This window comes from Ruegeria sp. AL1 (genome assembly GCF_056540905.1).
Genome location: NZ_JBQFXP010000014.1, coordinates 100,293 through 121,917, shown reverse-complemented (window position 1 = coordinate 121,917; position 21,625 = coordinate 100,293). Strand labels below are relative to the sequence as shown.

The window sequence follows — 21,625 nt, the reverse complement described above, 5'->3', positions numbered from 1 at the left end:
TTTCTTACTGGACCACTCATGAAACGCGCGGGCTTCGATACGATCTGGCTGCCTGTGGCGCTGTTGCTGCCGCAGTTGATGATCATCGCCATCTTCTTTTACTGGCCTGCGGGCTGGGCCTTGCAATCCTCGTTTTTTCTGCAGGACCCGTTCGGGTTCGGATCGACCTTTGTGGGCGCGGAAAACTATACCTCGCTGCTGGGCAGTAATCAGTACAAGCGCATCGCGTGGTTCACGGTTGTGTTTTCCGTTCTGGTCACTTTTTTCTCGCTGGCCATCGCGCTGCTGTTGGCGGTCAAGGCCGACAAGGTGATCCGGGGGGCCAAGACCTATCGCACGCTGCTGATGTGGGTCTATGCCATCGCGCCCCCGGTGGCCGGCTTTTTGGGCATCCTGTTTTTCGACCAGAGCACCGGCCCCATGACCAAGTTCTTTCAGATATTTGGCTGGGATTTCAAACTGGGTGTCGACTACAACGCGACCGCAACCGCGATGATCATCGTGTCTGTCTGGAAGCAGATCCCGGTCAATTTCATCTTTTTCCTCTCGGGCCTGCAATCCATTCCGCGGTCCGTGCGCGAGGCGGCGATGATCGACAACCGGTCCGCCACCGGGCGGTTCTGGCAAGTCACTTTCCCGCTGCTGGCCCCCACCGCGTTTTTCCTGCTGATCATCAACATCACCTATGCGATGTTTGACACCTTTGGCGTCATCGACGCGCTGATGAAGGGCGAGCCGGGCAACAACCCGATGACGCTGGTCTACAAGGTCTATCTGGACGGGTTCCGGGGCAACGATCTGGGCGGCTCATCCGCGCAATCGGTGATCCTGATGGTGCTGGTGCTGGTGCTGACCGTCTTTCAGTTCCGCCTGGTGGAACGCCGGATTCACTATACCTGAGGGCTTTGGACATGGCTGAGACAACACTCGACACCCCGATCGTGGCCCGCCGCCCTCGTCGCATCAAATGGGAGGCGATCGGCGACCACACTGTCCTGATCCTGGGCGCGCTTTTGATGATGGCGCCGCCTCTGCTGGCGCTGATCACGGCCAGCCATGACGCGGTGACGATCCACCGCGAAGGGCTGCAACTGACGCTGGGCGACGATCTGGGAAAGAACTTTCACGCCGCGATGTTCGAAAAGGGCGGGTTCACCCAGACGGTTGATGGCACGCTGATGCTGATGAACTCGTTCATTCTGGGGATCGGCTTTGCGGTGGGCAAGATCATCATCTCGATGATGGCGGCCTATGCCATCGTCTATTTCCGCCTGCGTTTTGCCACGCTGGCCTTCTGGGTGATCTTCACCACCTTGCTGCTGCCGCTTGAGGTGCGCATTTTGCCCTCATATGAGGCGATCCAGAAGCTGGGGCTGACCAACACCTATACCGGCCTGATCGTCCCGCTGATCGCCTCGGCCACCGGTACGTTCTTTTTCCGCCAATTCTTTATGTCGGTTCCCGAAGAACTGGCCGAGGCCGCCCGGATCGACGGTGCGGGTCCGTGGAAGTTCTTTACCGACATCCTTGTACCCCTGAGCAAAACGATGATCGCGGCGATCTTCATCATCATGTTCGTCTTTGGCTGGAACCAGTATCTGTGGCCCACGCTGATCACCACGGACGAAAGCTTTTTCACGCTGGTGCGCGGCATCAAACAGATCGTCCTGACCTTTACAGACAGTCAAATCCCTGACTACGGCCAGGCCCTGATGCTGGCCATCGTGGCAATGATCCCCCCTGTGGCGGTCGTGGTCTTTTTCCAGAACTGGTTCGTCAAGGGCCTAACAGAATCCGACAAATAAGGAATGCGCGCATGGCTCAGGTATCATTAGAGGGCATCCGCAAGGTTTATCCCAACGGTTTTCACGCAGTTGAAACCACCAGCTTCACCATTCAGGACGGCGAGTTCGTCGTTCTGGTCGGCCCGTCGGGCTGCGGCAAATCCACGTTGCTGCGGATGATCGCGGGGCTTGAGGACATCACCGAAGGGGTGCTGAAAATCGGCGACCGGGTGGTCAACGATGTGGACCCGGCGGACCGGGACATCGCGATGGTGTTCCAGAACTATGCTTTGTACCCGCATATGACCGTTCGCAAGAATATCGGCTACGGGCTCAAGAACCGCGGCACCCCGGCCAGCGAAATCGACGCCCAGGTTCAGGATGCGGCAAAAATGCTGAACCTGACCGAATATCTGGACCGCAAACCGGCACAGCTTTCGGGTGGTCAGCGTCAGCGCGTCGCCATGGGCCGGGCGGTTGTGCGTGACCCGGCCTTGTTCCTGTTTGACGAGCCGCTGTCGAACCTCGACGCGAAACTGCGCAACCAGATGCGGATTGAGATCAAGGCCCTGCAACGCCGCCTTGGCACCACCGCGGTCTATGTCACTCATGATCAGGTCGAGGCGATGACGATGGCCGACCGCATCATCGTTCTGAACGCGGGCCGGATCGAGCAGATCGGCACCCCGTCCGAGATTTACCACAACCCGGCCTCGACCTTTGTCGCGTCCTTCATGGGCGCACCGCCGATGAACCTGATCGAGGCTGAAGTGGACGATGCGCAGGTTCGGCTCAACGGCTATGACGGGCTGATGCCCGCGCCGGGTTCCTATGCCGGGCCGGTGACCATGGGTATCCGTCCCGAAGATGTGGAACTGAACGCGCAGGGCAACATCCCCTTCCGTGTCGACATCCTGGAAGAGCTGGGGGCCCACCGCCTGCTGCACGGGGCAATCGCGGATCAACCCTTTACTGTGATGGTCGGGAAGGACCATGAGGTGCAAAGCGGCGAGACTCGCGTGACCCTCAAACCCGAAGCCCTGCGGCTGTTTGATGCGGAAACGGGAAGAACCTTGTGATCACTGATGTTTTAAGCGCGTTGCCCGCGGTGACGCCGGACCAGCGGCAGGAGATCCTGTCCGCCCCGCGCACCGCCGAGGCGCATCGTGACCTTCTTGCCATGCTTCCGGCGATGAATGCGCTGCAATTGGGCGGGTCGCCCTCGGCCACCGAACTGCCCGCCCAATTCACCGCAGCGGCATGGAATGTTGAGCGTTGTCTGTTCCCCAACGACACCGCCGCTCATCTGAACCAGATCGCCCCGGATGTGGTTCTTCTGTCCGAAGTTGATCACGGCATGGCCCGTACCGCACAGCGCCACACGACCCGGGACATGGCGCGCACCTTGGATATGGTCTATGCATTTGGTGTCGAGTTCCACGAGCTTGATCTGGGCGGTGAAACCGAGCGCGCCTATTGCACCGATGAATTCAACGCATTCGGCTGGCATGGTAACGCCATCCTGTCCCGGGTGCCGTTCGACCGCGCTGCGCTTATCCGTCTGGACGATCATGGCCATTGGTTCGTGCCGGAGACCGGCGCGACAGACCCCGGCCAACCTCGTGTCGGGGGACGGATGGCCATTGCCGCCGTGGTGCCGACTGCCAAGGGTCCGGTCTGCGTCGTTTCCACCCATCTGGAAAGCAATGCGAATGCCGCACACCGGCACGCACAGTTCGATCTGTTGCTAAAGGCCGTCGACGAATTTGCGCCCGATACACCGGTTCTGATTGGCGGAGACTTGAACACAGGCAACCATATCCCGCCGGATTTCGACTGGCGCCGTGAAACCTTGTTCGATCTGGCGAAAGAACAAGGCTATTCGTGGGAGTTCACGCCCGAGGGCCATACGACGCGTGCCAGCCTGATCACCCCGCATCCCGACCGCAAAATGAAGCTGGACTGGTTGACGGGCCGGGATCTGGTACCCGTCCGGTCTGGTATATTGACCTCGATCTCTGCTTCGGACACACCACTTTCGGATCATGATTGCGTTTGGAGCACGCTTGAGATCCAAAACAAGTGCTTGTCAATATAGACCGCCGCGCAAAATATTAGTGTTCAGTCACACCGATCTGCCGGATCGCATCCGGACGTGGCATCCCTTGCCCCGTCAGAACCTCAACCTGCCGTAGTTTCGTGATAATCTCTTCGGGCTAGAGTCGCTTGTTTGCCATGGTCTTCCTCCATCTTGTTAAACATGGCGGAGGACCACTTCTGTGGGTGAAGACCACCTTTCTGATCCGTGCGAAACCCGACAAACATCTGCGCGGATTTCCAGACGTGGCAAGGGTTCTGTCGCAAACTTTTTGGACGGCTAAGCATCATAGAAATTGGTGGGCAGTTTAGCCTTAGTGCCGCTCCGGTTTCTTACTTAAGCGACCTTTCGTTCGAAGGCCAATGGGCTTTTCCGGCCCAAGATCAGCCATGGGCACCGCCACAGAGAGAAATTAGAAGTCGATCATTCGGGAAAGTGCTGAGCGCCCTCTTCTGCACCCAGCCTGAATCGACCCCAGTAAAAGACGATTGCTGCGCGTGTGATTGCGGACAGACAGACCTTTGGACAATTGTCATATCGTGTTGCGACACACCGTCAGTCTTTCGGTCTAGCGAACATGATTTCAATGCGGTTGCGGCGTTTGTATCGTCGCTTGTCGTATCGGACGGCTTTTTTGCGTTGCTTTCGACATGGATTGCAGGCGCGTACCCCTTTGCCTTGCAACGCTTCTCTGAACCAATCTGCATCATAGCCGCGAACTCCGAGCAGTTAACCGACACTTGGCAGACTGCTCAGCGGAGCTTTTGCCCCGGAATAATCACTGACCTTACCAGCCGTCACAAAGAAATTCAGGGGGCGATCTTGGCCGCCACAGATAGCATGGTTCAGTCCAGGCATCTGGTGGATGGGATTTAGGATGGATCGATCTGGCTCGGAAGTCCAAATGTTCCAGAGGCTAAGGTCATGCAGTATGACACCGGCAAGCACTGCGTTTTCTATCACCGTTATCATATCATCTGGTCGAAGAAGTACCGCTACAAGGTGCTGACCGGCAGGGTGCGCCTGCGCGTGCGCGAGGTCACCAGTCAACTCTGCCGCGAGAACGAGATCAACATCTTGCGTGGGGTGTTGCCGAGCGACCACGTCTACATTTTCGTGTCGGTGCCGCCAAAGAGCGCCATCTCCGATTTGGTGCGCAGGATGAAGGGCCGTTCGTCACACAAAGTACAACGAGAGTTTCTCGCGATCCGCTGGCGCTATTGGGGCCGTCGGTTCTGGGGCAGGGGGTACTTTTCAACCACCAACGGCGCGATCACCGAAGACATCTTGCTGCAATACTTCGAAAACCATATCGCCGATCCGACCGACGTCAGTCGGTCGTCGTTCAATCAGGGACAGATCGTGCAAGAGTTGTGAGGCACCGAACTGATTACGTAAAATCTCATACAGGCTGCCTCGGCGTCCAACGCTGTTGCGAGTTAAGGAATACGAAAAAGCAATCGCTTGAATTCAATGCCCTGGAACCCACCAAGGCCGAGGCCGCCGAGGCGCAAAAGAACGGCTATTCCGCGTATAAGATGCGTTTTGGCTGGGGGCCAAAGGACAGCATGGCGGGAATGCGCGAAAACCTCAAACGGGTTGAGGCCGTGCGCGAGGTTATCCGCTATGGCATCGATCTGATGGTCGAATGCTACATGGGCTGGAACCTGGACTATGCCAAGCGGATGCTGCCCAAGCTGGTCAAATACGAACCCCACTGGCTGGAAGAACCGGTGATTGCCGACGATGTTGAAGGCTATCGCGAGCTCTACGCGATGAACATCGTTCCGATCTCGGGTGGTGAGCATGAATTCTCGATCATCGGTTGCAAGGAACTGATCGAGAAAAAGGCCGTCAGCGTTTTGCAATATGACACCAACCGCGTGGGCGGCATCACAGCGGCGCAAAAGATCAACGCGATCGCCGAGGCGCATCAGATCCCCGTCATACCGCATGCCGGGCAGATGCACAATTATCACCTGACCATGGCCAACGCGAACTGCATGATCAGCGAATACGTCCCCGTCTTCGATGTCGAGGTTGGCAATGAGCTGTTCTGCTATATTTTCCAAGCCGACCCCGAGACGGTGGACGGCTTCCTTTATCTGGATGACAATAAGCTGGGTCCGGGGATCGAGATCACGGACAAACATCTGAAACATTTCAAGATTACGGAGTAATCCATGAGCTATACCGGTATTTGGCCCGTCGCGCCGACACCGTTCCATGATGACGGAACGCTTGATCTGGAAGGCATGAAGCGCGTTCTGGATTGTCTGATCGATCAGGGCGCGGACGGGATTTGCGTGCTGGCCAATTTCTCGGAACAGTTCCTGATCTCGGACGAGGAACGCGCGGTCCTGACACGGTTGAGCCTAGAGCATGTGGCCGGGCGCGTTCCAGTGATCGTGACGATCAGCCACTTTGCAACCCAAATCGCGGTTGAGCGCGCGCAGTTTGCCAGGGATCTGGGCGCGGACATCGTGATGATGATGCCGCCCTATCACGGGGCGCTTCTGAAAGGGAACGCGCAGCAGACCTTTGATCAGTTCGCCGCCGTGGGTGAGGTCGGCATCCCGATCATGGTGCAGGACGCGCCCTTGTCGGGCGTCGATCTGCCTGTGCCCTTGCTGGTGAAGATGGCACAAGAGATCGAGATGGTGAAACTGTTCAAGATCGAATGCCCTCGTGCGGCCAACAAGCTGCGGGCACTGATCGCCGAAGGGGGCGCCGCGATTGAAGCCCCCTTTGATGGCGAGGAAGGCATCACCCTGCTGGCCGATCTGGATGCGGGGGCGACCGGGTCGATGACTTCGGGTATGATCGTGGACCAGATCAAGCCGGTCATCACGCATCACCATGAGGGTCGTATCGATGAGGCAACCGCCGCCTATGGCCGCGTGGCGATGGTGATCAACCATGAAAACCGCCAATGCGGCTGGCAATCCTGCAAGGCCGCGATGGTCGAAGGGGGGGTCATCCGATCCGAGTTCTGCCGCCATCCGATTGATCCGCTGCAACCGGCCATTCGCGACCGATTGATAGATCTGCTGAAACCGCTGGACCCGATGGTGCTGAGATGGGGAAAATAACGTGATCCTTGGACAAAACCTGATCGACGGCACATGGGTCGGATCAGACACCCTGCGCGCATCAGATGACCTTGACGGACAAAGCTTTGCTCAGGCAACGGCGGAACAAGTCGATCAGGCCTGTCGCGCGGCGCGGCGCGATTTCCGCTCCTATTCGGGCCAATCCGGGACCGAGCGCGCCACGTTTCTGCGCACGATTGCGGACCAGATGGATGTGCTGGGTGATGAGATCACGCAAACCGGCATGGCCGAGACCGGCCTGCCTGAGGCCCGCCTGGTTGGTGAACGTGGCCGCACGACCGGTCAGTTGCGCATGTTTGCCGATCTGATTGAAAAGACCGAATATCTTGATATCCGCAAAGATGGCGCGCTCCGTGAAAGGACGCCTCTCCCCCGTCCTGATCTGCGCCTGATGCACAAGGCCATCGGTCCCGTGGCCGTTTTGGTGCGTCAAACTTCCCGCTCGCCTTCTCTACGGCGGGTGGGGATACTGCCTCAGCTTTGGCCGCGGGTTGTCCAGTGATTGTCAAAGGTCACAGTGCCCATGCCGGTACTGCCGAACCGGTCGCCCAAGCCATCGCCAAGGCCATTGAGATTTGTGGTATGCCCCCTGCAACGTTCCAGATGGTGCAGGGTTCGGGGCGCGAGATCGGCTCGGTCCTTGTGCAGCATCCCGATATAACGGCAGTGGGCTTTACCGGATCGCTGGCCGGGCGAAGGGCGCTGTATGATCTGTGCCAAGCGCGTCTGCAACTCATCCCGTTTTATGGCGAGTTGGGTTCAGTCAACCCGATGTTCTTTCTGCCCAGGGCTATGGGAGCACGTGCGGCAGAGCTAGGGGCTGGGTGGGCAGCATCGCTGACCATGGGTGCCGGGCAGTTCTGCACCAATCCCGGCGTTGCGGTCATGCTCAAAGGCCCCGAGGCCGATGCGTCGGAAACCGCCTGCTCTACCGCGCTGAATGACTCGGCGGAACGGAAGATGCTGACCGACGGTATCCACCAAGCCTTTGAACAGGGCGTGCGCGACTTCCGCGGTCTGATGACCGAGGTCACATCCTGCAGCGCCGCAACTGGCAAGCGTGCCGCCTTGCCCGCGCTGTTCAAGGTCAGCGCGGCGGAATGGATGGCGAACCCTTCTCTTCAGCGCGAGGTGTTTGGAGCGGCGGGTATCATTGTGTTGTGTGATGACACCGAACAGATGCTTGAGGTGGCAGAATGCCTTGAGGGGCAACTGACGTTGACGTTGCATATGAACGATGGTGATACTGCATTGGCGCAGGACCTGATACCCATCCTAGAGGAAAAAGCCGGGCGTCTATTGGCAAATGGTTATCCGACAGGCGTTGAGGTCTGTTCCTCGATGATGCATGGCGGACCATATCCGGCCAGCACGGATGTGCGTGCGACATCCGTTGGAACGCTTGGAATCGCGCGCTGGCTGCGACCGGTCAGTTATAAGAACATGCCCCAAGCGTTGTTGCCTGACGATCTCAGGGGTTAGCAGGAGGCGCGAATGACAGACTGGCTGTTGTCATCCATTGATCCCGGCCGAGGCCATGACATTGGCCTTGGCCTGTCCTGGCACGCGCGTTTGATGGTCCTGAGCTGGGGGATTCTTTGTCCTGCTGCGATCCTGGCGGCTCGGTATTTCAAGATCATGCCGGGTCAGGACTGGCCTCGTGAACTGGACAATGCGACTTGGTGGCACTGTCACCGTATTGGACAAGGTCTTGTGTGTCTGCTGTCGGTGCCTGCGCTGCTATTGGCATGGTTCGCCCCACAAACGGACGCCAATCTTCACCGGTTGCTTGGATTTACGGTCTTGGGGCTTGGTGTGGTGCAGTTGGTCGGAGGCCTGTCCCGGGGCTGCAAAGGTGGGCCAACAGATCCTTCGGGCATGTCTGGTGATCATTTTGACATGACGGCTCGGCGACAGATGTTTGAAAAACTGCATCGTGGTTTCGGGTATGCGGTGCTACCCCTGATGGTGTTGGCAATTGTGACTGGTCTGTGGGCCGCGAACGCTCCACGATGGATGTGGTTGGTTCTTGTTTCCTATTGGATATTGCTTGGCTGTCTGGCCGGGCGCTGGCAGCGTATGGGCCGGGCGTTTGACACTTATCAGGCCATTTGGGGGCCCGACCCGGGGTTTCCGGGAAATCAATTGGCTAAGTCTGGTTGGGCGACCGTCAGACCGGGTGACAGGACAAAAAAAGGAACCGATTGATGTTCTGGACGGCACCGGAATCCAAGTGATCGAAAAAGAGTTTGGAGCCTGCTTTATCAGGCATGCCCGTGTCGAACGATTGTGGACCGGTGCGCGCCGACAGCGAGATCGGGGCCTGTCATGTTTATCGTATCGACCCGGCTTCACATGAGGTAGCGGCCGTGGCCACCGACTTCATGAAACCAAACGGACCTGCGCATATCCGCAAATTCATGGTGAACAGTGATGGTAAAAGCCTCTCCGGCGGCGCGGTGTTTGCCGAATGCACCAATGGGCTGTTTGATGGAGTCCGCCCGGACAGAGAAGGGCGTATATGGAGTTCAGCCGCGGATGGAATTCACGGCCTGAATTCGCAAGACGTGTTGATAGGCAAGCTCCATATATCTGAAATGGTTGGGAATGTGTGTTTCGGACGCGCCAAACTGAACGGATTATTCGCTGCCGGTACCAGCTCTCATTATGCCGTCCATCTGAATGTGAACGGTGCCGCTTTTTAAAGCTGGTCGTGGCTGCCGCTCAGCGAACGAATGGAACCAGCCGCGCCTGCAGATTGCAGCTCTTTGTCATCTGGGCGGCAGGTGCGTGTCCAGAAATGCAGTGAGCGCGGCCCAGTATTCTGCTCCATCGCCACTTACAAGTGCCGAAGCCCCATGGCGACCGCGTCCTTTGGGGTTAAACCCGGTGACAGGTCCGGCGATTTTTGCCTCAAAAAGTTTCCACTGACCGGTTTCGTTTCGGGCTGAGGTCAAAAAGACGGGGGCCTTCAATTTTCCCAATCGTTTCGAAACGTAACCGCCGCCGAAATACTCACCCGGTGAAAAGGCCATGATGGCGTCAGCGAAGCCGCTGTCTTCAGCAGCGAGCACAAGGACCAGACCAGCGGAATAAGAGGACCCGAGCACGCCTACATTCCGCGCGCCAGTGTTCTGTCGCGCCCAAGCAGCGGCCGCCTGCATGTCAGGAATGGCATTGGTATAGGCGACATTACCACCCGCCTTGGCCGCAGTTTCGTTCTTCACGCCGTTGAACTTGCCGCCTGACCGCTGGTCAACGGCGAGTGTCGCATATCCCAGCGCGTTCAGGCGCTTGGCAATTTCCGAGTATTCGCCACGGCTCGCTCCGGCCATGTGATAGAGCACGAGAACAGTGTTGTAGGATTTGTCTGGTTTCTGGAGTTCGGCAGTAACGACCACGCCGTCGGCGGCCTTGAAACGTACGGTTTCCGCAAGGGCGGCAGAGACGCTGAGAAGAAGGGCCGCAAGCGCAACAAGCAGTCTGGTCATTGGTATCTCCTGAAAGTTCAGAATAACTCTAGCACTCTCGTCGCAGGGGTGCGGTCACGTTTTGAGGATCGGGGGATGTTCAAAAGACGGCATGAAGGAACCAAAGTTAGCAGGCTGCCGGTGTGAGAGGCAGGTGTAAGCGGATTCTGCGGCTGTACGATTGCATAGTTTGGCAATTATCTTGCAATCACTCACGGGTTTGGGTTCTCGTGCACTGACCCATGTCCGCGTTGACGATCGAAAGCTCTGCAAGAAAGGCCTGCCGACTGTGTCTTATCCCACCATCAAAAAAGTGACCGCTCGCCCGGTTCTGGTGCCCTTGCGCCGCCCGGTAGTTGTTATGACCGGCCAGGTCACTCTGGCGCCTTTGGTACTTATAGACCTTGAACGCAGCGATGGTGTTGTCGGTCGTAGCTACCTGTTCACGTATTCCCCGCTTGCACTCAAGGCAACGACGGCCTTGCTGCGCGATCTAGCGCCGGTCGTCGATGGTGTCGATGCTGATCCCCGAGGGTTGCGCGCGCGGCTGTTAAGTCAGTTCAAGCTTCTGGGTGCGGAAGGGTTGACGCTGATGGCTATTGCCGGGCTCGACATGGCCGCCTGGGACGCCGTTGGGCACAGCGTTGGGCGACCGCTGTATGACATTCTGGGCGGTGCGTCCCGGGCCCTTCCTGCATACAATTCAAATGGCATGGGCCTGATTGGCCCCGGCAAGGTTGCGGATGAAGCCGGAATACTCTTGTCAGATGGTGGGTTTTCGGCGCTGAAAGTCAGGTTGGGCTACTCCGACGTGGCCACAGATCTTGCTGTCATTGATGAAGTACGCGCAGCTATTGGTGATGCAGCGACCATCGTGACAGACTATAATCAGGGTCTTTCCATGGCAGAAGCAAAACACCGCCTTGCTGCATTGGCCCATTGTGATTTGGGCTGGATTGAAGAGCCCGTCGCGTTTGACAATTTTAAGGGCCTGGCCGAGTTGCGCGCGGCCTCGGTTATTCCGATCCAGGGCGGCGAGAACCATTGGGGGCCGGGCGATATGGCAAAGGCCACGCGTGCCGGGGCGCTTGATCTGGTCATGATAGATGTCATGAAAATCGGAGGCATCACCGGTTGGATTGAGGCCTCGAGCCTTGCGCAGTCTGTGGGTTGGCCCGTGTCTTCCCACCTGTTTCCTGAGGCAAGCGCGCACCTGCTATGTTCAGATCCCGGCGCGCATTGGCTGGAATGGGTCGATTGGGCGAATCCGATCCTGAAAGACCCTTACGAGGTCGCCAACGGCACTGTGACCCCACCAAATCGCCCCGGGGTGGGGCTTGAGTGGAATGACAAAACGGTCGCGCAATATACAGCAGAGTGACGTATATGGCACCGGAAAGAAGTGAGACCACCGCGTGGTCGGTTAAGTTTCGAACAGTCGTATTGTTGTCTCTCATCACGGTTGTTTGAGGCGTTTAGAATTCTGCCAGAACAAAACTACCTGACATGTCGCGTAACGTCACAAATACGCCTATTTTTTCGGGAGGACCTACGATGACATCACCTAATCGACGGCAATTTCTGGCATCAAGCGCAGGTGTCGCAGCACTTGGCCTAACTGGTCAGCTTGCATTCATGACACCTGCAAATGCAGCGGATTTGCGGAAAAAGGGACATTACTCGTATAAAATCGGCGATATCGAAGTGATTTCGGTCTATGACGGCATCTGGCAGAACGATGGCTTTGATACCATCTCTCCCGGTGTGGCCGGAGATGACATCAAGGCCGCACTTAAAAAGGCCAATCTGACGACAGACTACGTGCCAATTGAATTTGCCTATACAGCGGTCAAAACGGGCGGCAAAACCATTCTATTGGACGCAGGCACCGGTGGTCAGTTGGCTCCGACCGCGGGTCTGGGAGCCAAGGGTGGGCTGGCAGCTGCCGGGATTACTCCGGACAAGGTTGATAAGGTCATTATCAGCCACATGCATCCAGATCACATTTTTGGCTTGATGGAAAAGGACACCAACGCCCAGGTTTTTCCCAATGCTGAAATTATGGTGGGCGAGACCGAGTATGATTTCTGGACCGATCCTGCAATCATTGAAAAACTTCCGGAGCGCCGCAAGGGTCTGGCCAAACGCATTCAGGCGACGTTCCCAAATTGGGACAACGTCACTCGGTTTTCTGGAGAGAAAGAGCTTGCGCCCGGGTTGCGCGCGGAAGAGAGTTTTGGTCATTCTCCCGGCCATCTGAACTTCCACATTTCTTCAGGGGATCAACAGGTTCTTCTGATCGGCGACGCCATTATTGTCCCGGCGCTTTTCCTGGCCAATTTAGATTGGCAGCTGGGCTTTGATTCCGACAAAGAGCAGGCAACAAAAACCCGGAAGGCGCTGGTTGAAAAGGCGATTGCCGAGGACATGATGATCGGCGGTTACCATTTCGGCTTTCCAAACGCGGGCAAGATCAAGAAAGACGGCGACAGCCACGTGTTTATCCCCGCCGAGATCTGAAGCAGTTTCAACATTACAGGCCAGAACCAATTCAAAGGTTGCGGCCTGATTTTCGCACGCGTGACCGTGACGGTTTTTCAGTTGGGCCATCAGCAACGGCCCGGCTTTATCTTTGATCGTCAATGCAAAACGTGTCCGGATTTAAGCCCGGCGATAGCAGCGATTCAAGTTTACGTGCTGACTTGTGATTGTCGTGCCAATTGCGCAGGCCTGTTGCAGGTCTACTGTCTGCTCCAACGCGCGCATTGTCCCGGTTCAGGGGCGGGTGCTGGTCAGCCTGGGAAAGGACGTTTCAATGAGATCTTCGGTTCGCACAATTTTAGGGGCCTCTGTGTTCGGTGTATCAATGAGTTTCGCCGTGCACGCCGGTGATCTTCAGGCTGGCGGCGAGACGGCCGGGCAATGCGCCGCTTGCCATGGCAGTGCAGGCATCAGCACGGCGGACAACTTCCCAAATCTCGCCGGACAGAAAGAGGGTTACATCAAGGCTCAGTTGAAGGCATTCAAGTCTGAGACCCGGAAGAATGCGTTGATGAATGCCATCGCCGCGAACCTGTCTGATACGGATATCGAAAACCTGGCTGCTTATTTCGCCAGTCTCCCCGGGGGCCAGGCGGGCGCTTCGGCCAGCAATGACACCGGTCTGGACGGCTCGCTTTTGTCGTTTCCGAAAGATCACGAGACCACGTTTACCCGCTATCACCGCAAAGATTATGATGATCGCAAGCAAGTGCGGTATTTCAGTGGCAATGACATCGCACTTGCAGGTGTCGCCGATGGCGGTCCGTTTGAACCCGGTGCGTATTTTCTGGTCGAGGTCTTTGATGCCCAAAAGGATGCCGATGGCAATTTGCTCAAAGACGCGGATGGTCGGCTGATTGCGGGCGAGCGCAAGTTCTATACAGCGATGGAAAAGCGCGGCGGCTGGGGCGATGATGTTCCCGACATCTATAAGAATGACAACTGGCGCTATTCGGTGTTTGAAGTGGACGGCAGCAACAAGGATGGCGTCAACGAAGCGCCCTGTATGGCCTGCCACAAACCACTGACCGAGGACGATTACGCCTTTACCTTTGACTGGGTCAAAGACTTCGGCGCGTCAAAGACCATTGGGTATTCGCATAAGGTTGTTGAATAGTCGGTACGTTTCGGTGAGCGTTAGTTTATGTAGAGGTCCTGATGAATACATCAGGACCTTTCCTTTCGAAAATGAAGCTGTTTCCAGTGCACTTTCGGTCACTTGGAAACGTTAAACGACCTGAGCGTGTCGGTCAGTATTGGGAACGCCGTTATCCCGACGATCTGAGCGCGTGCTACAAAAGTCTTCGGGATTAACGAAATTAATGGTTTCCGGACGGATGGCAAAATGGTTTTTTTCGAACACAGGTTTCGCAACCGGTAGATGGCGGTTGAGTGATTATTGCGCGGTTAATCGAACGAGCTGGTCGTATGGCCGGCGCCCCAAATTTCAGAATGCCTGGTGGCAAAGGTGTTGCCCATCGGGCATCAATTGTTATGCGAAACTGGTTGGGCGAGAGCAAACGACAGGGTCTGGAAACAGAAGCCGTGCCGAACATGGGTCAAGACGCAAACGCCGGGTTCAGAGTTTCACCGGTTGGCCATGTGGGGTCGAGATGTACGCCTTGATCCAGTCTTCCTTTCGGGCTGCAATCTGACCGGCGTCAATATCTGTACCAGTTGCGATCAGAGTTTCCAGGGCGTTGATGACGGCGCGGTAATACGTCTCTTCCGTGTCCGGGGCACCCTGCGTATTGGCGGTTTTTAAGGCGTGACCCAGTGCATCTGCCCAGTCGCCGGCGGTGAACTGCCCGCTTGTCACCAGAGTATCCGCCATAGCCAATGCCTGCGCGTGCCAACCTTCTGAGAAGTGCGGCTGGATTGGGGCCAGAGGGTCTTCTGGTTCAAACAAAATAGCTCTCCCACAAATCGAGCTTCACACTGTCTTTAGAGTTGGCGCTTTCGCCCCAAAGCTCCTGAGCGGTGAAGCTGACGGTATAGTGATGCTCGTGCTTCGCGATCCCCCGGGCATTCAGATCGGGCAGAATATAGGCGCCATGATGGGCGACGATGGTGCCCGTGCGACCACGGGCATAGCGCGGCAGGCGGGTATGGTCTGCAGTTATTGTGCGGTGCGTCGTAACCGACTGACCGGGTTGGAACCGCGGGGCGTCAGTAATCTCTGCCCGCGAGCTTTTTGTGCCGCTGCGAATTTGTTCCAAAACATCCGCAAGACCGTGTACGGGGGCATTGGATTCCGCGTCGGACACCTCGCGATTGGACAGAATATCCTCGGTCGAAAACACGGATGAGGTGATCAGGCCTGTTGTGTATGTCAGCATCCATTTCTCAAAATAGGGGATGTTCAGATAGACATGCGGGGGAAGACGTTCGGTAATGTGACGCCACCAATCGACCGTCCAGTCCGGCGACCAGGTTGTTCGGGAAATGGCCCACATGCGGTTTTCCCAATCTTCCATCTGAACATGACCATCGTGGTCAGTTTCGACCGGGCCAAATCCCTGCATTCCGCCAAGGTCATGAACTCCGTCCATCAGGCATCTCCGATCTGCAAGTCGCGATCTGTTCCGATCATCGCGTTACGGGTGACGATGTCGGCCAGCTGGGTTTCGCTCCACCCCTCGGTGCCAGCCGGGCGCTCCGGGATCACGATATACCGCAGCTCGGCTGTGCTGTCCCACACGTGGACGGCAATCTCTGCGCCAAGGGTGACGCCGAACTCAGCCAGAACAAGGCGAGGTTCGCGGACGGCGCGGGCGCGGTATTCGGACGATTTGTACCAGGCTGGAGACATGCCCAGAATGGCGAACGGGTAACACGAGCACAGCGTGCACACGATAAGGTTATGGTCCGTCGGCGTATTTGCGACGGCCTTCAAATTGCCGGTTGCATGACCTTCGAAGCCGAACTCCTTGATTGCCTCGGCTGCGTTGTCCAGAAGGCGGTCCCGAAACTCTGGATCAACCCAGGCGCGCGCCACGACCTGCGCGCCGCGCTTGGGTCCGATATGCTCGGAATAGGCTTCGACCCAGGCGTCCAGCGTCTCGGTCGCGACCATGCCGCGTTCAATCAGCAGGCTTTCCAGTGCTTTGACGCGCAGGGCCGGGTCCGGGGGCAGATGAGAATGGAGGTGGCGATGCACCTCGGCTGCTTCGTCACCGTCAAACTTTGTCATTGTTTCCCCCTTAACCTCAGTCCTGATAATTCTGTGGAAAGAGCGCGCGCATCGCAACTTCGTCCCGTTCGGACTTGAATGTGATATCCTTGCCCACGTCACGCGCCCTGGCGACGGCGGGTCGTGTGTTGACCATATCGAACCATTTTTTGAGGTTTGGATAGGCGTCCAGTTCGCCTTCACCCAGAACCGGTGTCACGCGATCAATCCAGCCCCAGGCTGCAATATCCACGATCGAGTATTCATCTCCAACAAGATAGGTGCGGTCCGCCAGCCGCGCATCCAGAATGCCATAATGGCGCTGCGCCTCGCGGCGATAGCGGTTCACCGCGTAGTCGAGCTTCTCTGGGGCAGCATGCTGGAAATGCACCGCCTGACCCGAATATGGCCCGAGACCGCTGGCGATGAACATCAGCCATGACAACAGGTCCGCCCGGTCCTCGACCCGACCTGTAAACTTGCCGTATTTTTCGCCCAGATACAGAAGGATCGCGTTGGAATCGAACACAATGGTTCCGTTATCGTCAATCGCGGGCAACTTGCTGTTGGGATTGATGCGGGTAAAGTCCGGCGCGTGCTGTTCGCCCTTCAACGTGTCCACAGGCTCCACTTCGTAAGGCAGGCCAGCCTCTTCCAGAAATAGCGCCACTTTCATCGGATTTGGGGTTGGATGGAAATAGAATTTGATCATCGGAACTGCCTTTGGTCGCAACAGTGTCTGCACAGGGTTTGTGCCCGGTCATTCCTTGCGCCTCAAGGCTGCGGTGCGGTGTTTCGGGCAAAGTAAACTGTTTGTGAGGGTTAACCCGAGGGCGAAGCCAAATGCTGTTTGGCCATCATCATATGTACGCCCTTTTCGCGGTTGACGGTCTGGGTGATACGCAAGTCTCCGGCCAGCGAGCACAGCATGTAAGCGTCATGACGCGACAGGTTCGCCGTGTCGGCCACAAGATCGATCATGCGCCGCAAGGCGATCTCGACACACTGGTCCAGGTCTGCGTGCATTCCCATGGTGATCCAATGTGTGGGCGTTTCCGCCTCGGGGTAGTTCAGGGCCATATCCTTGCGCACGGTCAGACGGAAACGACCTTGCAGGGCCGTTTCGATTGCGGTCACGCAAACCTCACCGTCACCCTGAGCCCCGTGACCGTCGCCGCACGAAAACAGTGCGCCTTCGGCAAAGACCGGCAGGTAAAGCGTTGTGCCTGCAACCAGTTCCTTATTGTCAATATTTCCTCCGTGCGCGCGCGGCTCGATGGTTGAGATAAGTCCCCAGCCTGGCGGCGGCGCGACTCCCATTACGCCAAAAAAAGGCGCCAGGGGCAACGTTGCACCCCAGGGCAGAGCGGCTTCGTTTCTGTCCGCATCGAGGGACAGGATAGTGGTTTGCGCGCGGTCGAAATCCAAAGGCAATGTCCCCGCCAAGGGGCGGATCACATTGTACCCCCAGTCCTGACGCAATCGCACATCCAGTATGTCAATTTGCAGAACATCTCCGGGCGCGGCACCATCAACGGCGACGGGTCCGGTGAGGATGTGGCCGGGCATTGCTGGCTCACCCTCTGCGTGAAGCGCCTGAAGCTCGGGCGGCACGTGGTAGCCGTCACCGGGCAGAACCTGCGGTGTGCCGGACACGGTATTGACGGTTATTTCTTCCCCGCTTTTGATCGTTGCAGCTGGCGACAAGGCCGCATCAAAAAACCCCCAGTGGCAGGTATCGGGTCCTGCATTCAAGATCATGGTCAGTCCTTTTTGTCAGTCATGATTAAAGGGTCACCGATGGAGGTGATTTGCGTGCACAACGTTTCAGCCGCTGCAAGCGCGCGTGCTGTGGCTTTTGCCATATTGGGCAAGATCATCCATTCCAGCGCCCATGCGCTACCCGACCGTTCCTGTTCATGAACAAGGGCCTGATGCATGCCGGACACTTGCGTTGCGTTGAACCGGGCAAGTGTGACCAGAAGTTCTGCCAAAATCGGGTTTTGCTTATGGGGCATCGCGGAAGATGACCCACCACCGACAAGTGTGATCTCGTCGATGCCTTGCTGTGCCATCAGGCAGATATCCTGCCCCATTTTGCCCAGTGACCCTGTAATCATTGACAAAAGATCCGCGTATTCAACCAGAACGGTCCGGGTCACCTGCCAGGTGTCTAGCGAGGGGGCCAGCTGCAGTTCTTTCGCCAAACATGCGATCAATTCCACACGGGCGGATCCTAAGGTCTGCCCGTCCCCAACCGGACCGCTGAGTTGCAACCGTTCAATCCTCTGACGCAGGTTCCCGAGGCGCTCCAGATGAGCCGCCAGTGGCGTATGCCATCCTGCAAGGCGGTGGTCGACCGAGATTGGCAAAGCAGCCTGCATCCGCGTGCGCCCCATGATCATGCGTGTGCCGAAAGCCTTGCGCAGGCCGTCCAGTGTATTGTCCAAATCTGCCAAGCGGGCCTGCAAAAGATTGCTGTTGTCCCGCAGGGTCAGAACCAGTGCGGTGTCCATGACATCTTGCGAGGTGGTCCCCGTATGAATGGCACTGGCCAACGGTCCGGCGTTCGATCTGAGCGCCTGAACCAACGCCGGGATCGGCAGCCCGTCCAATTGCGTACCGGCACGCAAAGCATCAGAAGTTGGATGTGCCTGTTCGATCAGTTTGGCTGCGGCCTTTGCATCAGCCTCAGCGATGGTTCCGGTCACTCCCAACGCACGCGTATAGGCAGCCTCGAATGACAACATATGAGACAGGGTGCGTTCGGCGGACCAAATCTGTTCGGCCTCGTCGTCCCCAAACAGGCCAGAGAACCAGGGATGCGTGAACAGATCGGTCATGTTGAACAGTCCTCTTAAAAAGGCAGGGCGTGCGGATGAGGCCGCATCACGCAGCCGCCTTGTGCAGACCCAGAATGCCTCGGGCCTGTGCGGCTGTGGCAACCGGTCGGCTGTGCTTTTGACACAGATCGACCGCACGCCGGACCAATGCCGCGTTCGATGGGGCGAGGGTGTCGCGATCCAATCGGACATTGTCTTCCAGTCCAGTCCGCACATGACCACCGGCGGTGATTGACCATTCGTTCAGCAAGATTTGGCCGCGCCCGATCCCTGCGGCGCACCAGGGCACGTCGCCAAACAGCTTGTGTACGGTTTTGACATAGAAATCGAAAACGTCCCGGTCGACCGGCATGGCGTTTTTCACGCCCATCACGAACTGAACATAGGGAGTATCCCTGATCTTTCCGGCCTGATGCATACGGGCGGCTTGCAGGATGTGCGACAGGTCAAATGCTTCGATCTCGGGTTTGACGTCATGGGTCAGCATTTCGCTGGCCAGCCAGTCGACAAGATCCGGAGGGTTCTCGTAAACGCGGGTTGGGAAATTGTTCGACCCCACTGACAAAGACGCCATATCCGGTGCCAGCGGCAACATACCGCCGCGAGCGCGGCCGGCGCCCGATCGGCCGCCTGTGGACAACTGGACAATCATACCTGGGCAATGAGCCTCGATCCCGGCCTTGAGGGCGGCAAAACGCGCAGGATCAGAAGTCGGTTTGCCCTCGTCGTCGCGGACATGGCAATGGGCGATAGAAGCACCGGCCTCAAAGGCTCCGTGCGTGCTTTCGATCTGTTCGGAAATTGTGATGGGGACGGCTGGATTGTCTGCCTTTGTGGGAACCGATCCCGTGATTGCGACACAGATGATGCAGGGCGTTTGTTCAGACATCGAAAAACACCGTTTCCCCGTCGCCGCGCAGGCGGATATCGAACCTGTAGCCGTTAGGCGTCGACACAGCGACAAGGGTTTTGCGGCGGTCCTCCTGTTCGATCAGGTTCAGCACCGGGTCGGTTGCGTTTGCTGCGGCTTCATCCGGAAAGTAAAGCCGGGTGTTCAACCCGACATTGATGCCACGAGCAACCAGCCAGAGATTGATATGCGGCGCCATCATCACGCCTGCCTGCCCTGCGACCGCGCCGGGCTTGATCGTGTCAAAGCACCATTCGCCTGTGTCAAAGTCCGGTATGACACGTCCCCAGCCGCGAAAGCCTGTTTCGACTTCTCCCTGGCCGGGATAGAAACCCGCCGCATTGGCTTGCCATGCTTCTATCAAAACGTCCTTGACCGGCGCGCCGATGCTGTCCCGGACCATGCCCCGGATCGTGATCCGTTCTCCATTGGCATTCGGACCGGTTATGTCCCTGCCAAGTTCATGGTCATAGATGTCAAACCCCGCATCCCCCGGTGCCAATCCGATGTGAACGTAGGGTCCCGCAGTTTGCGAGGGCGTCTCTTTCAAATATTCGAGCTTTTGAACCATGATCAGTTCCCCTCGGGTCGGTTTTCGAAATAGGTCGAACGGTGACCGCGCAGAACGATGTCGAACTTATATGCGATACTGTCCAACGGCACGGTTGCGTTCAAATCCAGCGCCGCGATCAGTTGGTCAATCGCGCGCGGATCGGGGATCGTATTTACGATCGGGCATTTGGCGATCAACGGGTCGCCTTCGAAATACAGTTGCGTAATAAGCCGCTGGGCAAAGCTGGTGCCAAACACTGACAGATGGATATGCGCGGGGCGCCAACTGTTGACCCAGTTCCGCCAAGGGTAGGCACCGGGTTTTACAGTCCTGAACCGGTAATTGCCATTCTCGTCGGTCAAAGTACGGCCACAACCACCAAAGTTTGGATCGATCGCGGCCAGATAGGTATCTTTCTTGTGCCGATACCGCCCACCTGCATTGGCCTGCCAAATCTCGACCAATGTGTTTGGGACTGGTTTGCCGTTTTCGTCCATCACTCTGCCATGTAGCAAAATACGCTCGCCAATCGGGTCTCCGGTGCTGGCATAGTTCCTGAGCAAATCGTTGTCCAAGGGCGCAATATCGGCGTGCCCGAAGGTCGGCCCCGACACCTCGCTGGCGGTTGTTTCCAGCGAGAGCAGTGGGTTTTGCGGCGCGCGCGACACGCTGGTCTTGTAATTCTGCGAAAAAGCCGGAGGGTGCCATTCGCGATCGCGCTGATACAAATCCTGTGGCCGGTTCATTCGATTTGCCCCTTCATCTCTGCAAATGTGTCCTTTGCCAGCTTGATCGCGCGGTTTGCGCAGGGAACTCCGGCATAGACGGCAGCGTGCATGAATGCCTGCATGACATCTTCTTTGGATGCACCGGTATTGGCGCAGGCCCGCACGTGCATCGGGATTTCTTCAAAGTTTCGCATTGCGGCCAGTAAGGCCAGAGTGATCAGAGACCGCTCTCGCAAGGTCAGGGTGTCGTCTTCCCACAACGTCCCCCACGCGGTCTCGGTGATCATGTCCTGAAACGGAGCGTCGAATTCGGATTTTGCGGCCTCGGCCCGATCCACATGCGCGTCCCCCAGCACACGGCGTCGAACGATCATGCCTTTTGTGTGACGATCCATTGCTTCTCCTTTGGCTGC

23 protein-coding genes and 2 pseudogenes are annotated in these 21,625 nt (G+C 57.3%); 13 read left to right on the top strand and 12 right to left on the bottom strand.

Translation table 11 applies throughout. From position 1 onward, the window contains the following. The first annotated feature begins 18 nt into the window (after positions 1 to 18). Genes ACRZ9X_RS20255 through ACRZ9X_RS20240 form a run of 4 tightly spaced genes read left to right on the top strand, consistent with a single transcriptional unit; the run spans position 19 to position 3,882 of the window. Positions 19 to 900, top strand: coding sequence for an ABC transporter permease subunit (locus ACRZ9X_RS20255; protein WP_480521883.1), 882 nt, complete (start codon positions 19 to 21; stop codon positions 898 to 900). Positions 901 to 911: 11 nt separating this feature from the next. Further along, positions 912 to 1,805: an ABC transporter permease subunit gene (locus tag ACRZ9X_RS20250; RefSeq protein WP_480521882.1), complete on the top strand. Its 894-nt coding sequence runs from the start codon at positions 912 to 914 to the stop codon at positions 1,803 to 1,805. Between the two features lie 11 nt (positions 1,806 to 1,816). Beyond that, positions 1,817 to 2,863 carry an ABC transporter ATP-binding protein gene (locus tag ACRZ9X_RS20245; protein WP_480521881.1) on the top strand — a complete coding sequence of 349 codons (1,047 nt, stop codon included), beginning with the start codon at positions 1,817 to 1,819 and terminating at the stop codon, positions 2,861 to 2,863. Continuing rightward, a complete protein-coding gene (locus ACRZ9X_RS20240) occupies positions 2,860 to 3,882 on the top strand; it encodes an endonuclease/exonuclease/phosphatase family protein (protein ID WP_480521880.1) in 1,023 nt (340 codons plus the stop codon). The genes ACRZ9X_RS20245 and ACRZ9X_RS20240 overlap by 4 nt, the downstream gene beginning before the upstream one ends. Positions 3,883 to 4,305: 423 nt before the next feature. Here ACRZ9X_RS20240 and ACRZ9X_RS20235 read toward each other — a convergent pair. Beyond that, positions 4,306 to 4,725: pseudogene (locus tag ACRZ9X_RS20235) on the bottom strand (transposase); the annotation flags it as partial. 81 nt (positions 4,726 to 4,806) lie between these two features. Between ACRZ9X_RS20235 and tnpA the strand changes: the two are divergent. The 6 genes and pseudogenes from tnpA (at position 4,807) to ACRZ9X_RS20205 (ending at position 9,700) form a co-directional block, all read left to right on the top strand. After that, positions 4,807 to 5,259, top strand: coding sequence for an IS200/IS605 family transposase (tnpA, locus tag ACRZ9X_RS20230; protein WP_480521879.1), 453 nt, complete (start codon positions 4,807 to 4,809; stop codon positions 5,257 to 5,259). After that, positions 5,256 to 6,062: an enolase C-terminal domain-like protein gene (locus tag ACRZ9X_RS20225; protein ID WP_480521878.1), complete on the top strand. Its 807-nt coding sequence runs from the start codon at positions 5,256 to 5,258 to the stop codon at positions 6,060 to 6,062. The genes tnpA and ACRZ9X_RS20225 overlap by 4 nt, the downstream gene beginning before the upstream one ends. Positions 6,063 to 6,065: 3 nt before the next feature. Then, positions 6,066 to 6,974, top strand: a complete 909-nt coding sequence (locus tag ACRZ9X_RS20220; RefSeq protein WP_480521877.1) for a dihydrodipicolinate synthase family protein — start codon at positions 6,066 to 6,068, stop codon at positions 6,972 to 6,974. A gap of 1 nt (position 6,975) precedes the next feature. Further along, positions 6,976 to 8,477, top strand: a pseudogene (locus ACRZ9X_RS20215) (aldehyde dehydrogenase (NADP(+))). Positions 8,478 to 8,489: 12 nt separating this feature from the next. Continuing rightward, complete coding sequence (locus ACRZ9X_RS20210; protein WP_480521876.1) at positions 8,490 to 9,203, top strand: cytochrome b561 domain-containing protein; 714 nt, start codon at positions 8,490 to 8,492, stop codon at positions 9,201 to 9,203. Between the two features lie 161 nt (positions 9,204 to 9,364). Next, on the top strand, positions 9,365 to 9,700 hold the full coding sequence (locus ACRZ9X_RS20205) for an SMP-30/gluconolactonase/LRE family protein (protein WP_480521875.1): 336 nt from the start codon (positions 9,365 to 9,367) through the stop codon (positions 9,698 to 9,700). A 66-nt stretch (positions 9,701 to 9,766) separates the two neighbouring features. On the opposite strand, the gene ACRZ9X_RS20200 is transcribed toward ACRZ9X_RS20205, so the two are convergent. Beyond that, entirely contained in the window at positions 9,767 to 10,486 is a 720-nt protein-coding gene (locus tag ACRZ9X_RS20200) for an alpha/beta hydrolase (RefSeq protein WP_480521874.1), read from the bottom strand. A gap of 268 nt (positions 10,487 to 10,754) precedes the next feature. Here ACRZ9X_RS20200 and ACRZ9X_RS20195 point away from each other — a divergent pair, with 268 nt between their 5' ends. From ACRZ9X_RS20195 to ACRZ9X_RS20185, 3 genes are all read left to right on the top strand, one after another. Further along, on the top strand, positions 10,755 to 11,846 hold the full coding sequence (locus ACRZ9X_RS20195) for an enolase C-terminal domain-like protein (protein WP_480521873.1): 1,092 nt from the start codon (positions 10,755 to 10,757) through the stop codon (positions 11,844 to 11,846). Positions 11,847 to 12,019: 173 nt separating this feature from the next. Further along, the gene (locus ACRZ9X_RS20190) at positions 12,020 to 12,985 is read left to right on the top strand and encodes an MBL fold metallo-hydrolase (RefSeq protein WP_480521872.1); all 966 of its coding nucleotides are present in this window, start codon (positions 12,020 to 12,022) and stop codon (positions 12,983 to 12,985) included. A 346-nt stretch (positions 12,986 to 13,331) separates the two neighbouring features. Beyond that, complete coding sequence (locus tag ACRZ9X_RS20185) at positions 13,332 to 14,123, top strand: cytochrome P460 family protein (protein ID WP_480521871.1); 792 nt, start codon at positions 13,332 to 13,334, stop codon at positions 14,121 to 14,123. Positions 14,124 to 14,585: 462 nt separating this feature from the next. On the opposite strand, the gene ACRZ9X_RS20180 is transcribed toward ACRZ9X_RS20185, so the two are convergent. The 10 genes from ACRZ9X_RS20180 to pcaC all read right to left on the bottom strand — a co-directional run bounded on the left by ACRZ9X_RS20180 (position 14,586) and on the right by pcaC (position 21,607). Then, entirely contained in the window at positions 14,586 to 14,915 is a 330-nt protein-coding gene (locus ACRZ9X_RS20180) for a nitrile hydratase accessory protein (RefSeq protein WP_480521870.1), read from the bottom strand. Next, positions 14,908 to 15,558, bottom strand: coding sequence for a nitrile hydratase subunit beta (gene nthB / locus ACRZ9X_RS20175; RefSeq protein ID WP_480521869.1), 651 nt, complete (start codon positions 15,556 to 15,558; stop codon positions 14,908 to 14,910). The genes ACRZ9X_RS20180 and nthB overlap by 8 nt, the downstream gene beginning before the upstream one ends. After that, entirely contained in the window at positions 15,558 to 16,199 is a 642-nt protein-coding gene (gene nthA, locus ACRZ9X_RS20170) for a nitrile hydratase subunit alpha (protein ID WP_480521868.1), read from the bottom strand. The genes nthB and nthA overlap by 1 nt, the downstream gene beginning before the upstream one ends. Positions 16,200 to 16,215: 16 nt before the next feature. Then, positions 16,216 to 16,890 (bottom strand): glutathione S-transferase family protein, encoded by a 675-nt coding sequence (locus ACRZ9X_RS20165; RefSeq protein WP_480521867.1) that lies wholly within the window; start codon positions 16,888 to 16,890, stop codon positions 16,216 to 16,218. A 110-nt stretch (positions 16,891 to 17,000) separates the two neighbouring features. Further along, positions 17,001 to 17,939 carry an acetamidase/formamidase family protein gene (locus ACRZ9X_RS20160; protein ID WP_480521866.1) on the bottom strand — a complete coding sequence of 313 codons (939 nt, stop codon included), beginning with the start codon at positions 17,937 to 17,939 and terminating at the stop codon, positions 17,001 to 17,003. Between the two features lie 2 nt (positions 17,940 to 17,941). Then, positions 17,942 to 19,021 carry a 3-carboxy-cis,cis-muconate cycloisomerase gene (locus ACRZ9X_RS20155; RefSeq protein ID WP_480521865.1) on the bottom strand — a complete coding sequence of 360 codons (1,080 nt, stop codon included), beginning with the start codon at positions 19,019 to 19,021 and terminating at the stop codon, positions 17,942 to 17,944. A gap of 46 nt (positions 19,022 to 19,067) precedes the next feature. Next, positions 19,068 to 19,910, bottom strand: a complete 843-nt coding sequence (locus ACRZ9X_RS20150) for a 3-oxoadipate:acetyl-CoA acetyltransferase (protein WP_480521864.1) — start codon at positions 19,908 to 19,910, stop codon at positions 19,068 to 19,070. Continuing rightward, positions 19,903 to 20,502, bottom strand: coding sequence for a protocatechuate 3,4-dioxygenase subunit alpha (gene pcaG, locus ACRZ9X_RS20145; protein ID WP_480521863.1), 600 nt, complete (start codon positions 20,500 to 20,502; stop codon positions 19,903 to 19,905). The genes ACRZ9X_RS20150 and pcaG overlap by 8 nt, the downstream gene beginning before the upstream one ends. A gap of 2 nt (positions 20,503 to 20,504) precedes the next feature. Further along, the gene (gene pcaH, locus ACRZ9X_RS20140; protein ID WP_480521862.1) at positions 20,505 to 21,230 is read right to left on the bottom strand and encodes a protocatechuate 3,4-dioxygenase subunit beta; all 726 of its coding nucleotides are present in this window, start codon (positions 21,228 to 21,230) and stop codon (positions 20,505 to 20,507) included. Next, on the bottom strand, positions 21,227 to 21,607 hold the full coding sequence (gene pcaC, locus ACRZ9X_RS20135; protein ID WP_480521861.1) for a 4-carboxymuconolactone decarboxylase: 381 nt from the start codon (positions 21,605 to 21,607) through the stop codon (positions 21,227 to 21,229). The genes pcaH and pcaC overlap by 4 nt, the downstream gene beginning before the upstream one ends. Positions 21,608 to 21,625 lie beyond the last annotated feature (18 nt).